This is a genomic window from Micromonospora sp. WMMD708 (assembly GCF_049315245.1).
Classification (GTDB): domain Bacteria; phylum Actinomycetota; class Actinomycetes; order Mycobacteriales; family Micromonosporaceae; genus Micromonospora; species Micromonospora wenchangensis.
Map to the genome: position 1 here is coordinate 167,203 of NZ_CP186060.1, position 14,843 is coordinate 182,045.

General features: G+C 76.0%; 9 protein-coding genes. 5 read left to right on the forward strand and 4 right to left on the reverse strand.

Translation table 11 applies throughout. The annotated features are described in order from the left end of the window. Positions 1–8: 8 nt before the first annotated feature. Together mycP and eccCa are read right to left on the reverse strand one after the other, a co-directional pair. Complete coding sequence (gene mycP, locus ACN260_RS00740) at positions 9–1,364, reverse strand: type VII secretion-associated serine protease mycosin (RefSeq protein WP_422754296.1); 1,356 nt, start codon at positions 1,362–1,364, stop codon at positions 9–11. Between the two features lie 75 nt (positions 1,365–1,439). After that, positions 1,440–5,411: a type VII secretion protein EccCa gene (gene eccCa / locus ACN260_RS00745; protein WP_422754297.1), complete on the reverse strand. Its 3,972-nt coding sequence runs from the start codon at positions 5,409–5,411 to the stop codon at positions 1,440–1,442. A 102-nt stretch (positions 5,412–5,513) separates the two neighbouring features. Here eccCa and eccD point away from each other — a divergent pair, with 102 nt between their 5' ends. Further along, the gene (gene eccD / locus ACN260_RS00750; RefSeq protein ID WP_422754298.1) at positions 5,514–6,914 is read left to right on the forward strand and encodes a type VII secretion integral membrane protein EccD; all 1,401 of its coding nucleotides are present in this window, start codon (positions 5,514–5,516) and stop codon (positions 6,912–6,914) included. 75 nt (positions 6,915–6,989) lie between these two features. On the opposite strand, the gene ACN260_RS00755 is transcribed toward eccD, so the two are convergent. Next, entirely contained in the window at positions 6,990–7,493 is a 504-nt protein-coding gene (locus ACN260_RS00755) for an inorganic diphosphatase (RefSeq protein ID WP_422754299.1), read from the reverse strand. 622 nt (positions 7,494–8,115) lie between these two features. Between ACN260_RS00755 and dacB the strand changes: the two genes are divergently transcribed. From dacB to ACN260_RS00775, 4 genes are all read left to right on the forward strand, one after another. Beyond that, positions 8,116–9,543 (forward strand): D-alanyl-D-alanine carboxypeptidase/D-alanyl-D-alanine endopeptidase, encoded by a 1,428-nt coding sequence (dacB, locus tag ACN260_RS00760; protein ID WP_422756578.1) that lies wholly within the window; start codon positions 8,116–8,118, stop codon positions 9,541–9,543. 127 nt (positions 9,544–9,670) lie between these two features. After that, the gene (locus ACN260_RS00765; protein ID WP_422754300.1) at positions 9,671–10,738 is read left to right on the forward strand and encodes a zinc-dependent metalloprotease; all 1,068 of its coding nucleotides are present in this window, start codon (positions 9,671–9,673) and stop codon (positions 10,736–10,738) included. Between the two features lie 75 nt (positions 10,739–10,813). Beyond that, positions 10,814–11,935, forward strand: a complete 1,122-nt coding sequence (gene tilS, locus ACN260_RS00770; RefSeq protein WP_422754301.1) for a tRNA lysidine(34) synthetase TilS — start codon at positions 10,814–10,816, stop codon at positions 11,933–11,935. A gap of 207 nt (positions 11,936–12,142) precedes the next feature. Further along, complete coding sequence (locus tag ACN260_RS00775) at positions 12,143–13,771, forward strand: gamma-glutamyltransferase family protein (RefSeq protein WP_422754302.1); 1,629 nt, start codon at positions 12,143–12,145, stop codon at positions 13,769–13,771. Between the two features lie 52 nt (positions 13,772–13,823). Here ACN260_RS00775 and ACN260_RS00780 read toward each other — a convergent pair whose 3' ends face one another. Continuing rightward, complete coding sequence (locus tag ACN260_RS00780; protein WP_204927076.1) at positions 13,824–14,786, reverse strand: GlxA family transcriptional regulator; 963 nt, start codon at positions 14,784–14,786, stop codon at positions 13,824–13,826. Positions 14,787–14,843: the final 57 nt, after the last annotated feature.

Below are 14,843 nucleotides of genomic sequence, written 5' to 3' on the forward strand. Positions count from 1 at the left end.
GGCCCGGCTCAGCGACCCCGCAGCCGGAACCGGCGGACCATCATCGCGACCCCGGTGACCAGGGCGGCCACGACGGCGACACCCGTCCACAGCCGACGGGGGGCGTCCTCGCCGGCACCACCGGCGGGCTGTGCCGTCCACCGGGTCTGCTGGCGGGGCGCGGCGAACCCGAGCGGGTCGCTGCCGGTCCCACCGGCGCGGGCGTCCTCGGCGGAGCCGGGGGCCGGCCCGAACCCGACCACACCGGGGGAGTCGTTGTCGTCCAGCGGGTTGTAGCCGATCAGCGGCACGTCGGCGGTGAGCGCGGCCACCGGGTCGACCAGGCCGTACCCGAAACGGTCGTCCCGGCCGACCGGCCCGATGTCCTTCGCGGTGCTCAGCAGCCGGTTCACCACGTCCCCGGCGGACATGTCCGGGTAGCGGGCGCGGACCAGGGCGGCGGTCGCCGTCACCAGCGGCGCGGCGAAGCTGGTGCCCTGCACGCCCCAGTAGTTGCTCGGCGGGCGGGCCCCGACCAGGCCGGTCGCCGGTGCGGTCAACGTGGTGGCGTGACCGGTGATCGAACCGGACCAGAGGTTCTCGCTGTCGCGTTCCAGACCGGCCACCGCGATCACGCCCGGCTCCCGGGCCGGATACCAGACCTTCGAGGTGGTGGACGTGGCGACGTTGCCGGTGCAGGCCACCACCACCACGTCCCGGGCGAACGCGTAGTCCAGCGCGGCGGCCAGGGCCGGGCTGTCGCCGCTGCCGCCCAGGGACAGGTTGATCACGCGGGCGCCGTTGTCGACCGCCCAGCGCACGCCCTTGGCGACGATCATCGCGTCGTCGTACCGGTTCTCGTCGTCGAGCACCCGGACGGGCAGGATGCGCGCGTTCGGCGCGAGCCCGACCACACCCCGCCGGTCGTCGCCCCGCCCGGCGATCAGGCTGGCCACCGTCGTGCCGTGCCCCACCGGGTCCGGCTCCGCACCGCCGCCGGGGGAGACCAGGTCCATGCCGGGCAGCACCTGGCCGACCAGGTCGGGGTGGTTGCCGTCCACCCCGGAGTCGATCACCGCCACCGTGACGCCACGCCCGGTCGAGGTACGCCAGGCGGTGGCCGCGTTCAACTCGTCGAGCTGGAACTGGTCGTCGCGGACCCGGTCGGCACGCGCCTGGACCGGGGCGAAGTCGGGCTCGGCCAGCGGACTGCCGACCAGCGCCCCGACCAGGGTGGACGACGGCGGGGGCGCGGCGGACGCGGGAGGCGGGGCCGTGCCGAGCACGGTGACGGTGGTCGCCGCGACACCGAGCAGCGCCCGCCCGGCGAACCGGTGCAGCGCCGTCGGGGAGCCCTGCCGAACCCTGGTCACATCGTCAGCCATTCATCACGTGGGACACATGCTGCTCGGAGATTACCGGTTCCGGGTGCCGACACGGCACGTTCCGGCACACCCGGATCACGGTGGCGGCAGATGTGCCAGTTGAACGAGGCGGACCCCCTCGCGTCGGGTGACCAACCGACCACGCCCCGCCGGCAGCGGGCCGGGGCGGACCGCCCCGACGAGCTGCCCCTCGTCGGGGCTGCCGCTCATCACCAGCCCGGCGGTGGACAACTCCCGCAACCGCTGCACGACCGGCTCGTACTGGGACCGGCCCGCGCCACCGCAGCGGCGGGCCAGCACCAGGTGCAGGCCGACGTCCCGGGCCTGGGGCAGGTGCTCCTCCAGCCCGCGCAGCGGGTTCGCCGGGCCGCTGGCCACCAGGTCGTAGTCGTCGACCAGGATGAACAACTCCGGGCCGGACCACCAGGAACGGTCCCGCAACTGGGCCGGGGTGACCTCCGGGCCGGGCAGCCGCCCCCGCATGTAGCCGGCGACCGAATCGATCAGCTCGGTGGTGTGCGCCGCCGCCGTGCCGTACCCGATCAGGTGGTCGGTCTCGACCGTGCCGAGCAGGCTGCGCCGGTAGTCGACCAGGATCACCCGGGCCTGCTCCGGGGTGAACCGGGTGACGATCGAGGTGGCCAGCGCCCGCAGGAACGACGACTTGCCGCACTCGGCGTCGCCGAAGACCACGAAGTGCGGCTCGGTGGCGAAGTCGAGCAGCACCGGGCGCAGGTCCGCCTCGGCGATCCCGATCGGGAAAGCCAGCCCGGCACCGGCGGTGGTGTCCAGGTCGGCGTAGGGCAGCACCGGGGGGAGCAGCCGCACCCGGGGGGCGGGCGGCCCCGACCAGGCCCCCGCGACCGCCTTGACCAGATCCGCCGTGTCCCCGCCGGTGAGCTGCGGCAGGGCGGTGAGGAAGTGCAGGCTCTGCGCGGTGATCCCCCGCCCCGGCTGCTCCGGCACGCCGGCCGCCGCCACCCGCTTCACCACCGAGTCGGACGGGTCACCCAGGCGCAGCTCCATCCGGGACCCGAACAGGTCCCGGATGCCGGGCCGGAAATCCAGCCAGCGCACCGCGCTGGCCACCACGTGCACCCCGTACGACAGGCCCCGGGTGGCCAGGTCGGTGATCAGGGGTTCCAGGTCGTCGTACTCGCCGCGCAGGGTGGCCCAGCCGTCGACGACGAGGAACACGTCACCGAACGGGTCGACAGGGGGCTGACCGGCGGCGGCCAGCTCCCGCCGCCGGTTGCGCCACGCCGCCATCGACTCCACGCCCAGCTCGGTGAAGCGGCGTTCCCGCTCGGCCAGCAGGGTGGCGACCTCCCCGACCGTACGCCGGACCACCGTCGGGTCGGCCCGGCCGGCGACCCCGCCCACGTGCGGCAGCTCCCGCAGCGCGGTCAACCCGCCGCCGCCGAAGTCCAGGCAGTAGACCTGCGCCTCGGTCGGCGTGTGGGTGAGCGCCAGCGCGCAGACCAGCGTCCGCAACGCGTGCGACTTGCCGCTCTGCGGCGCGCCGACCACGGCCACGTGCCCGGCCGCCCCGCCCAGGGCCAGCCACAGCACGTCCCGGCGCTGCTCGTACGGCTTGTCGACCACCGCCACCGGCACCTGGAGGCCGCCGTGCAGCTCCGGGTTGGCGAAGCCCAGACCCCGGTCGGGGTCGACGGCGGGCGGGCCGAGCAGCTCGTCCAGGGTGGGCGCCAGGTCCAGCGGCGGCAGCCACACCTGGTGCGCCGGCGGCCCCTGCCCGGCCAACCGGCCGACCAGCGTGTCGAGCAGACTCCCCGCCTCGTCCCCGACGACCGGTGGGGTGACCGGGGCGGCCGGCTCGGGCACCGGCACCAGATGGGTGGAGAAGGTGAGCAGCCGGGCCGCCCCACCGGCCCCGCCCCCGGCCGGGCCGCCGTGCCGGCGCAGCGGGCCGGACACGTACGCGGCCCGGAACCGGACCAGCGGGTCGGTGCCGGCGCGCAGGTAGCCGTGTCCGGGGGAGCGGGGCAGCTCGTGCGCGTCCGGCACGCCGAGCACCGTGCGGGACTCCAGCGCCGAGAAGGTCCGCAACCCGATCCGGTACGACAGGTGGGTGTCCAACCCGCGCAGCCGCCCCTCCTCCAGCCGCTGGCTGGCCAGCAGCAGGTGCACGCCGAGGGACCGGCCCAGCCGGCCGATCTGCACGAACAGGTCGATGAAGTCGGGCTTGGCGGACAGCAGCTCGGAGAACTCGTCGCAGACCAGCAGCAACGACGGCAGCGGGGCCAGTGGCGCGCCGGCCGCCCGGGCCCGCTCGTAGTCGCGCAGGCTGGCGAAGTTGCCGGCCCGGCGCAGCAGCTCCTGGCGGCGCATCAGCTCACCGTTGATGGCGTCCACCATCCGGTCGACCAGCGGCAGCGCGTCGACCAGGTTGGTGATCACGGCGGCGGTGTGCGGCAGCCGGTCGAAGGAGGCGAAGGTGGCCCCACCCTTGAAGTCGACCAGGACGAAGTTGAGCTGCTCCGAGCTGTGCGTGGCGGCCAACGCCAGGACCAGGGTGCGCAGCAGCTCCGACTTGCCGGAACCGGTCGCCCCGATCAGCAGCCCGTGCGGGCCCATCCCGTCCTGCGCCGACTCCTTGAGGTCCAGCTCGACCGCGCCGCCGTCCGGGCCCACCCCGATCGGCACCCGCAGCCGGTCCCGGGGCGAGCGGGGCAGCCAGCCCTGGTCGGCGGTGAACCCCTCCGGGTCGCCCAGCCCGAGCAGCTCGGGCAGGCCGGGTTCGGCCCCGGGGGCGGCCTCGGTGCCCCGGGTGACGGCGGCGAGCCGCAGCGGGGCGAGCCGCCGGGCGACCGCCTCCGCGTCGACCACGTCCAGCCGGTCGGCGGTGCCCACCTCGGCGTGCCCCTCGGCCGACCAGGAGTGCAGCCGTCCGGCGCGCACCTCCAGCAGCAGGGCGAACCGGTCCAGCAGGCGCGGTGCCGGGGTGTCCAGGTCGAGCACGGTCACCGCGTCGATGCCGCCGTCGCCGGTCAGTTCGGTGGCGTCGGTCAGGTCACCCCCGTCGAGGAGCACCACCACGTGCGGGCCGTCGGTGGCCGGCCCGGCCGGGCTGAACCGGGACCGGCTGGCCAGCACGTCGCCGAGGAGCCGCTCCAGGTCGACGGCGGAGCTGGTGACCAGCCGGACGGGGCCCAGCGCGTCGACCCTGCTCGGGTGGTGGGCGTGCGGCAGCCACTTCACCCACTCCCAGTGCCGACGCCGTTCCGGGCCGGCGCAGACGGCGACGAGCAGCTCGTCGGGGGCGTGGAAGACGGCGAGCTGGACGAGCATCGCGCGGGCCAACGCCTGAGCGTCGGGCGACCCGCCGCCGACGCTCTCCGCCGCCCCGCCGGGGCCGGCCGGCTGCCCACCCCGGAGGAAGACCCGGGCGAAACTGCGCAGCGACAGCGCCACCGGCAGGTCCGGCACCACCGAGTACGCGTCGAGGAACCGCCGCAGCGCCCCCGCGGTCATCGGCTCCAGCTCCTCCAGCGGCCGGGTGACCGGCGGCACCAGCGGGGTGGCCAGCGTCTGCGGCCCGACGGCGACCCGTACCACGGCGAAGTCCGGGTCGCCGGGGCGGCGTTCCCAGACCCGGTGACTGTCCACCGTCGACCAGAGCCGGTCCGGATCGGGATGCCGGTAGTACAGCCCGGCCCGCTGCTGCCGGGCGGTCTGCCGGACCCGTCGCCGTAGGGTGGTCAGGTGCCGCAGGTACTCCCGGCGGGCGGCCATCATCTCCGACTTCCGCGGGCTGCCCGAGGCGCTGCCCCAGGAGGTCATCAGCATCGCCACCGAGGAGAGCCCGAACATCCCGCCCACCACGTACGAGTAGGCGCCGCCACCGCGACCGAACATCATCGCCATCGCCACCGTGCCGCCCAGCATCGGCAGCACCATCAGCGCCTGCTGCCAGCGCCCGCCGGTGAGCACCGGGATCTCCGGCGGACCCTCCACGGGCAGCTCGCCGACCGGGATCTCCGGGGCGGGCCGGCGCGGTGGCCGCCTGATGACGACAGTGGACAAATCCACCTCCCTGTGGCGCTCGGTAACCCGAACCTGGCTCATCGTAGGTAAAGTGCGCGTCGTCCGTCAGCCGCCACCTCCTATCGATATGGAGTCCAGTCGATGACCATCGGGCTGGCCAGGGTCACCATCAGCGCGCCGGGGCGACGCGTCGACGTGGCCCTGCCGGAGCAGGTCCCCCTGGCCGAGCTGTTGCCCGAGGTGCTGCGGCACGCCGGGGAGGGGCTGGCCGACGACGGCGAGCGGCACGGCGGCTGGGTGCTGCGGCGTACCGACGGGGCGGTGCTGGTGACCGCGCAGCCACTGCTGCCGCAGGGGGTACGCGACGGCGAGGTGCTGCACCTGGTGCCCGCCCACGACCAGTGGCCCGAACTGGAGTACGACGACGTGGTCGAGGCCATCGCCGACGGCGCACGTCGCCGGGGGGCGGCCTGGTCGCCGGCGACGACCCGGGCGGCCGTGCTGGCCGGTGCGGGCGTCCCGCTCGCCGTGGGACTGCTCGCCGTGCTGGCCGCCGGGCCGGGACAGCCCGCCGCCTGGCCCGCCGCGGGCGCGGTGGCGCTGCTGCTCAGCCTCGCCGCCACCACCGCCTCCCGGGCGTGGGGTGACGGCCCTGCCGGGGCCACCCTCGGCGGCTACGCCCTGCCGTACGCCGCCGCGGCCGGCGCGCTCGCGGTCAGCTCGGGCGACCCGGTGGGGGTGTTCCGGCCACTACCCTGGCTCGGTGCACCCGAGCTGCTCGCCGGTGCGGTGGCGCTGCTCCTGGCCGCCGTGCTGGGCCTGCTCGGCGTCGCCACCCGGCTGCGGGTCTTCGTGGCCGGCGCGACGGCCGGGGCGGTGGGCGCGTCCGCCGGCCTGGGCGGGCTGCTGCTCGACCCGGCCGGCACCGCCGCCGTGCTGCTCTGCGTCATGGTCTTCGTCCTCGGGGCGCTGCCCCTGCTGGCGATCCGCCTGGGCAAGGTGCCGCTGCCACCGATCACCCTGCCGGCCGGCCCGACGGGCGGCCCGGACGGCGTACGGGACCTGCCGGACCGGGCCCGGGTGCACGCGGCGGTGGCCCGCAGCGAGGAGATGCTGACCGGGATGCTGCTCGGGCACGCGGTCGCGGTGGTGGCCGCCGCGCTGGTGCTCGCCGTCGACGGTGGGCTCGCCGGGAGGGTGCTGGTGGCCGTCGGCGCGGGGGTGCTGCTGCTGCGGTCCCGGCTGTTCGTGGCCGTCCGGCACCGGGTGCCACCGGTCACGGCCGGGCTGGCCGGGTTCGCGGTGCTCGGGGCGGTGCTCGCCGGCCGGCCCGGTGCTCCCGGGCTGCTGGCGTTGGCCGGGGGCGGGCTGGTCGTCGCCCTGCTCGCCGTCGCCGCCGGTACGACGTACGCCCGGCGGCCGGTCTCGCCGTACCTCGGTCGGGTGGCCGACCTGACCGACACCGCGCTGGTGGTGGCGGTGGTCCCGGTGGCCTGCGCGGTGCTGGACCTCTACGACGCGGCCCGGGGCCTGCTGGGTTGACCTGCGCCGGCGGGATACGACGAAGGCCCGGACCGGGCGGTCCGGGCCTCTCGCGGACGGCCGGCGGCCGGTGGGTCAGTGCCCGCCGCCCTGCGCCTCGGCGTCGCGGGCCCGCTGGTAGGACGCGAGCACCTCGGCCTCGGCCTCGACCCGGCCGACCCAGGTCGCGCCCTCGACCGACTTGCCCGGTTCGAGGTCCTTGTAGACCTCGAAGAAGTGCTGGATCTCCAGCCGGTCGAACTCGCCCAGGTGGTGGATGTCGCGCAGGTGCTCCTGGCGGGGGTCCTCGTAGGGGACGCAGAGGACCTTGTCGTCGCCGCCCTTCTCGTCGGTCATCCGGAACATGCCGATGGTGCGGCAGCGGATCAGGCAGCCCGGGAAGGTCGGCTCGGGGACCAGCACCAGCGCGTCCAGCGGGTCGCCGTCCTCGCCGAGGGTGCCCTCGATGAAGCCGTAGTCGGCCGGGTACTGGGTCGACGTGAACAGGGTGCGGTCCAGCCGGATCCGGCCCGTCGCGTGGTCCACCTCGTACTTGTTTCGGTGACCCTTCGGGATCTCAACCGTGACGTCGAAATCCATCTCCCACGCTCCCTCGTCTGCCCACGCTGGCTGAACGGAACCACTGACGCCCCGGTACGGATGAATGGCCACCCGTCGGCTCCGGACGCCGCATAGTCTTCGGACCGAAGTAGTGTCACCCAGGCGAGTTCGGCGGCGGGAGGAGGGGGTCGTGGGGAGGGAAGATTCACACTACCGCCCGGAGGGGGTTGACGGCCGGGGATCGGGCCGGTCCGTGAGCGGCGGTGCCACCGGTCGGGTCTCGGTGCCCGACGCGAACGTCCCCCGTCGCCCCGGGTCGACGCCCGAGCCACCGGTCACCGGTCGGTCCGGCGAGCACCCGCCACCGCCGATCTGGCGTGCACCGTCCGCGACCGACGGCCGGCCGGCCGTCGGGTCCGCCCCGGTCTCGCCCCCGTTCCCCCCGTCCGGTGCCGCGCCGGCCGCCCCGGCTTCGGCCGCTCCGGCGTCCGGCTCCGCGTCGGTCCCTCCGCACCGGGGCTCGGCCCCGGTCGCCGCCCACCCGGTCGTGGCGTCGCCGCCCCGTCCGGAGCCGTCGGCCCGTCCCGGCTCCACGCCGCCCGCCGCGCCGTCGGACGGTGGCCCGCCGCCCGCCGGTCCACCGCGTCGGCGTCGGCGGTGGGTGCCGGCGCTGCTGGTCGTCGTGGTGCTGGCGGGTCTGGCCGGAGCTGCGGCGGTGCTCCGTCCGGGCCCGGTCGCCGGCTGGTTGGGCGGGGCGGACAGCACCCCGTCGCCCGCCGCGCGACCGCCCGAGCCCGACCCGTCCCCGGTGCTCGCCGGCCCCGACACCACCGCACCGGCACCGACCGCCGCCGGGGTACGCGCCGCGGTGGAGCCGCTGACCACCGCCGCCGCCCTGGGCAGCCGGGTCAACCTCTCCGTGGCCGACGTGGTCACCGGCGAATCGTTGTACGCCAAGGGCGGCGACGACGCCACCGTGCCCGCCTCGGTCACCAAGCTCGCCACCGGGGTGACCGTGCTGAAGGCGCGGGGGCCCGGCTACCGGATCGCCACCCGGGCGGTGGCCGGGGCGAACCCGGGCGAGGTGGTGCTGGTCGGCGGGGGCGACCCGACGCTGGCCGTGGACAAAAACGGCTTCTACCCCGGTGCGGCCCGCCTCGACGCGCTCGCCGCTCAGGTCAAGCAGGCCCTCGGCGGCACCGCCCCGACCCGGGTGGTGGTCGACTCCACGCTCTTCCCCGGCCCGGTCCACGGTCCCGGCTGGGACGCGGACATCCCGACCGGCGGGTTCGGCGCGTCGATCACCGCGTTGATGACCGACGGCGCGCGCCGGGACCCGGTGGGGGCACGGAAGAACTTCGTCGACAGCCACGGCGCGGCCACCCGCTACGCCGAGCCCGACCTGGCCGCCGGCCGTTCCTTCGCCCGGCTGCTCGGCCTGCCCCAGGGAGGGGTGGTCCGGGGCACCGCCCCGGCGGCGGGTGGCGCGACGGCGGCCGGCACGCCGGCGCCCGGCACCGAGCTGGGCAAGGTCGAGTCGCTGCCGATGGTCCGGCTGGTCGACATCATGATCACCGACAGCGACAACGTGATCGCCGAGGCCCTGGCCCGCCAGGTCGCCCTGGCCCGCAACCAGCAGGCGTCCTTCGCCGGTGGCGCGGCGGCGACGGACGAGGTGATCGGCGAGCTGGGGCTGCCGGCCGACGAGATCAGCCTCGCCGACGGCAGCGGGCTGTCCCGCAGCAACCGGATCAGCCCGTCGCTGCTCACCGACCTGATCGCGGTGGCCGGCAACGGCACCCACCCGGAGTTGACCGCGATCTTCGGCGGTCTCCCGGTGGCCGCCTGGTCGGGCACCCTCGGCACCCGCTACGAGTCGACGGAGACCGTCGCCGGGGCCGGCGTGGTCCGGGCCAAGACCGGTACCCTGACCGGGGTGCACGCCATCGCCGGCCTGGTCACCACCCGCGACGGCCGGCTGCTCACGTTCGCGGTGCTCACCGACCGGGCCCCGGCCGGCGACCCGGAGGTCACCCGGGCGGCACTGGACCGGATCGCCGGCGCGTTGGCCGGCTGCGGCTGCCGCTGAGCGACGGCACCCGACTGCCCCGGGTGGGCGGGGACCGCCCGGCCGGTGGGACGCGTCGGCCCGGCCGCAGGGCAGCCCGGACGCGCGCAACCGGCCGGGGTGTCGCGGCGCGGGTACGGTGGGTGGCATGGCGCAGTTCGTGGACTGGGATCTGGCCGCCGCCACCGCTGGGGCGCTGAGCAAGTCGGGCCCCCGCGTGTCGTACGCGGAGGCGACCGGGGTGGTCGGCGATCTGCGCCGACTCACCGACGAGGCGGCCGGGCACGTCGCCGACTACACGGGGCTGCGCCCGCAGGTGAGCCACCCGCCGGTGCGGGTGGTGGACCGGCGCGACTGGGCGGCCACCAACATCGCCGGCCTGCGTGAGGTGATCACGCCACTGGTCAGCCGGCTCTCCGGCGACAAGCCGCCCGGCGCGCTCACCGAGGCGGTCGGCTCCCGGCTCACCGGGGTGCAGGCCGGCACCGTGCTGGCGTACCTCTCCGGTCGGGTGCTCGGCCAGTACGAGGTCTTCTCGGCCGACCCGGGGCAGCTGCTGCTGGTCGCGCCGAACATCGTCGAGGTGGAACGCAAGCTCGGGGCCGACCCGCGCGACTTCCGGCTCTGGGTCTGCCTGCACGAGGTCACCCACCGCACCCAGTTCACCGCCGTGCCGTGGATGCGGGCGTACTTCCTCGGTGAGGTGCAGGCGTTCGTGGACGCCTCGCAGGGCACCGAGCACCTGGTCGAGCGGCTGCGCCGGGGGGTGTCCACCCTCTCGGACGCGGTCCGCGACCCGGACAGCCGCACCAGCGTGCTGGACATCGTGCAGACCCCGGCGCAGCGGGCCGTGCTGGACCGGCTCACCGCGCTGATGACCCTGCTGGAGGGGCACGCCGAGTTTGTGATGGACGGCGTCGGCCCGCAGGTCATCCCCAGCGTGGAGCGGATCCGGGTGGGGTTCAACCGCCGCCGCGAGGCGGGCAACCCGCTGGAGAAGGCGATCCGCCGGCTGCTCGGCGTGGACGTCAAGATGCGCCAGTACGCCGAGGGCCGCAAGTTCGTGCACGGCGTGGTCGAGCAGGTCGGCATGCCCGGCTTCAACAAGATCTTCGGTTCGCCGCTGACCCTGCCCCGGCTCGACGAGCTGGGCGACCCGGCCGCCTGGGTGGCCCGGGTGCACGGCCCGGCCGGCGCCACCCCGACCGCCGGCTGACCCGGTGGCCGGCCGGCCCACCCCCGCCGACCCGGTGACCGGGCCGCCCCCGCCCACCCGGCGGACGGGCCCGTGATGAAGGAACCGACCGGGTCCCACGTCGCCGATCTGCTGACCGGGCCCCGCAGCGGGAAGCCGGCCGTCGTCGGGCGGCATGGTGCCGGCGCCGCTCGCGGGCCGTCCCCCGATCCGGCGGTCGCCGCCGTACGGGTCGCGGTCCGTCGGGTGCTGGCCGGGCTGCCTCCCGCCGGGCCGGTGCTGGTGGCCTGCTCGGGTGGGGCGGACTCGCTGGCTCTCGCCGCCGCCACCGCCTTCGTGGCGTCCCGGCTCGGCCGCCCGGCCGGTCTGGTGACCGTCGACCACGGGCTGCAGGACGGGTCGGCCGAGCGGGCCACCGCCGTCGCGGAGTGGGCGGGGCGGGTCGGCTTCGATCCGGTCGAGGCGGTGCCGGTGACGGTGGCCGGCCGTCCCGGTGGCCCCGAGGCGGCCGCCCGGCAGGCCCGCTACCAGGCGTTGACGGCGGCGGCCCGGCGGCACGGCGCGGTCGCCGTCCTGCTCGGGCACACCCGCGACGACCAGGCCGAGACGGTGCTGCTGGCGCTCGCCCGGGGGGCCGGCCCGCGCGGGCTGGCCGGGATGCCCGCCCGACGGGAGCTGCAGGGGGTACCGCTGCTGCGCCCACTGCTCGACGTCAGCCGGGCGCAGACCCGCGACGCGTGCGCGGCGCTGGGCCTGGCCCCCTGGCAGGACCCGCACAACACCGACCCGTCGTACGCCCGGGCCCGGGTCCGCGCCGACGCGCTGCCGGCGCTGGTCGCCGCGCTCGGCGGCGGGGTGGTGGACAACCTGGCGCGTACCGCCCGGATGCTCGCCGCCGACACCGCCGCGCTGGACGACCTGGCCGCCGCCGCCCTCGGCCCCCCGCAGTCCCGGCCCGACGGGGTGGCCGTCGACCGGCCCGTGCGTGACGGTGGGGGCCTGTCCGTCGTGGCGCTGGCCGGGTTGCCGGGTGCGGTCCGGAGCCGGGTGCTGCACACCTGGGCGCGGGAGTTGGGGGCCCCGCCGGGTGCGCTCTCGCACCGGCACGTGGACGCGCTGGACGCGCTGGTCACCGCCTGGCGGGGGCAGGGTGCGACGGCGCTGCCGGGCGGGGTACGTGTCGGCCGCCGGGACGGCCGGCTGGTGCCCGTCGACTGAGCACACCCGGCCGTGGGTCCGTCAGCTGAACGCGTCCGAGCCGTGGACCGTCGGCCGTCTCGGTGCGCCGCCGCCCGGGTTGCCGGCGGTGAGGAGCGGTCAGATTGCCGTTTTGCGCATCCGGCTCGGCGTGTCGTCTCCATTTTCGCAGTTCGATCATGATGCTCCGGATCTCCGAGGTGCCGGGAGGTGCGGTAGACAGGGCTGATGGCGTACCCCCGCAGTGCCCTGTTCGCCCCGCACGGTGCCGTCTCGACAAGCCATCCGCTCGCGGCGGCGGCGGGCCTGGCCGTGCTGCGGCGCGGCGGCAACGCCGTCGACGCCGCGCTGGCCACCGCGATCACGTTGACCGTGGTGCAGCCGCCGTCCAACGACATCGGCGGTGACCTGTTCGCCATCGTCTGGGACGGCGACCGGCTGCACGGTCTCGCCGCCGCCGGGCGGTCACCGGCCGGGCTGACCCGGGAGGTGGTGCTGGCCGCCACCGGCGGGGTGGCGGCGGAACCGGTGGCGGCGCTCGGTGGCGCGCAGGCGTCCGGGCCGGCGATGCCCGCCCGGGGCTGGCTGCCGGTGACGGTGCCCGGTGCGCCGGCCGGCTGGCGGGACCTGCACGACCGGTTCGGTGTACTGTCCTTCGCCGACCTCTTCACCGACGCGGTCGGGTACACCGAACACGGCCATCCGGTCTCCACCGGCACCGCCGCCACCTGGGCGCGGGCGCTGGCGCAGCCGGTGCCGACGGGTGCCGAGTTCACCGAGTTCGACCGGGTCTTCACGGTGGCCGGTCGGGCACCCCGACCCGGCGAACGCTGGCGCAACCCGGCGGCGGCCCGGACGCTGCGGCTGATCGCCGCCACCGGCGCGGAGGACTTCTACCGGGGCACGATCGCGGCGGCGCTGGACCGGCACGCCGCCCGTACCGGTGGCTTCCTCACCGCCGCCGACCTGGCCGCGCACACCTCGGCCTGGGTCGACCCGGTCCACGTGCGCTACCGGGGGCACGAGGTGTGGGAGCTGCCGCCGCCGGGGCAGGGGTTGGCGGCGCTGTCGGCGCTGGGTGTCCTCGACGGCCTCGACCCGGTCGCCGACCCGGTGGAGCGGGTGCACCGGCAGGTGGAGGCGGTCAAGCTCGGCTTCGCCGACGCGCACGCCCACGTGGCCGACCCGGAACGCGTGAACGTGCCGACCGCCGGCCTGCTCGACCCGGGCTACCTGGCGGCGCGGCGGGCGCTGCTCACCGACCGGGCCGGCGACCCGGTGGCCGGCACACCCGAGCGGGGCGGCACCGTCTACCTCTGCACGGCCGACGCCGACGGGCTGATGGTCAGCCTGATCCAGTCCACCTACCTGGGGTTCGGTTCCCGGGTGGTGCTGCCCGGCCACGGTTTCGCCCTGCAGAACCGGGGCACCGGTTTCCGCCTCGACCCGGGTCACCCCAACCTGGTGGGGCCGGCCAAGCGGCCCTTCCACACGATCATCCCGGGTTTCCTGACCCGCGACGGCGCACCGGTCGGTCCGTTCGGGGTGATGGGCGGGCACATGCAGCCGCAGGGGCACGTCCAGCTGGTCGCGGCGACCGTCGACGACGGCCGTGATCCGCAGGCCGCCCTCGACGCCCCCCGCTGGTACTGGCACGCCGGCCGGACCCTGCTGGTCGAGCCGGCCCTGGCGGCCGAGCCCGGCCTGGTCGCGGGGTTGCGCGCCCGGGGCCACGAGGTCACCGTCGCCGACGAGCCTTCCGTCTTCGGGTACGGCCAGGCGCTGTGGCGGGCCCCGGCCGGCGGCTGGGTGGCCGGCGCGGAGCCCCGGGTCGACGGCGCGGCGCTGGGCTACTGACCCCCTGGCGCTTCCGGCCGGCGGGGCGGTCGGTGTCGCAGCGGTGGCGGGCTCAGGCGGTAGGGACCCGGTCGCGGAAGGTGGTGCGGTAACCCTGCGGGGTGGTGCCGACCCGCCGGGCGAAGTGGTGGCGCAGGGCGGCGGCGTCGGGGAAACCCGAGCGGCCGGCGACGCTCTCCACGCTCAGCCGGGTCTCCTCCAGCAGTCGGCGGGCCAGCAGCACCCGCTGGTTGGTCAGCCAGTCGTGCGGGGTGGTGCCGGTCTCGGCCCGGAACCGGCGGGCGAAGGTCCGCGGTGACATGCCGGCACGGGCGGCCAGCTCGTCCACGGTGGTGGGCCGGTCCAGGTGCCCCACCAGCCAGCTCAGCACCGGTTCGAGGGTGGGCGCGTCGGGGGTGGCCGGGATCGGCGCCTCCACGTACTGGGACTGGCCGCCGTCGCGGTGCGGGGGCACCACCATCCGCCGGGCCAGCCGGGTGGCGGTGACCGAGCCGTGTTCCTGGCGTACCAGGTGCAGGCAGGCGTCGATGCCGGCGGCGGTGCCGGCGCTGGTCAGCACCGGCCCGTCGGCCACGTATAGGCTGTTGCACCGGACCCGGGCCGAGGGGTGCCGGCGTTGCAGCTCGTCGGCGTACTTCCAGTGGGTGGTGCACTCCCGGCCGTCGAGCAGGCCGGCCGCGCCGAGCACGAACGCGGCCGAGCAGACGCTGAACACGTACGCCCCCCGGTCGGCGGCGCGGCGCAGCGCGGCCAGCACCGCCTCGGGCACCTCACCCCCCTGGGTGTACGCGGGCACGGCGACCAGGTCGGCGTCGTCGACCGGGGCGAGGTCGGCGTGCGGGGTGAGGCCGAACCCGGAGGCGGTACGGACCGGGTCGCCGTCGGCGGTGCACACGGTGAACCGGTAGCCGGGGAAGTCGTCGTCGGTGCGGTCGGTGCCGAAGACCTCGGTGAGCACGCCCAGCTCGAAGACGGCCACCTGGTCCAACGCGATGACGGCCACCGATCGAATCATGTGACGAGGGTAACCGGAAACCTGGCAGGAAATCGAGGTTACCTGGCATGACTGCCA

Excerpts from the sequence above, each read along its gene's own strand:
- ACN260_RS00755 (WP_422754299.1), bottom strand. The coding sequence starts at position 7,493 with ATGGATTTCGACGTCACGGTTGAGATCCCGAAGGGTCACCGAAACAAG.
- tilS (WP_422754301.1), top strand. The coding sequence starts at position 10,814 with ATGAAGGAACCGACCGGGTCCCACGTCGCCGATCTGCTGACCGGGCCC.
- ACN260_RS00780 (WP_204927076.1), bottom strand. The coding sequence starts at position 14,786 with ATGATTCGATCGGTGGCCGTCATCGCGTTGGACCAGGTGGCCGTCTTC.
- ACN260_RS00765 (WP_422754300.1), top strand. The coding sequence starts at position 9,671 with ATGGCGCAGTTCGTGGACTGGGATCTGGCCGCCGCCACCGCTGGGGCG.
- eccD (WP_422754298.1), top strand. The coding sequence starts at position 5,514 with ATGACCATCGGGCTGGCCAGGGTCACCATCAGCGCGCCGGGGCGACGC.
- ACN260_RS00775 (WP_422754302.1), top strand. The coding sequence starts at position 12,143 with ATGGCGTACCCCCGCAGTGCCCTGTTCGCCCCGCACGGTGCCGTCTCG.
- mycP (WP_422754296.1), bottom strand. The coding sequence starts at position 1,364 with ATGGCTGACGATGTGACCAGGGTTCGGCAGGGCTCCCCGACGGCGCTG.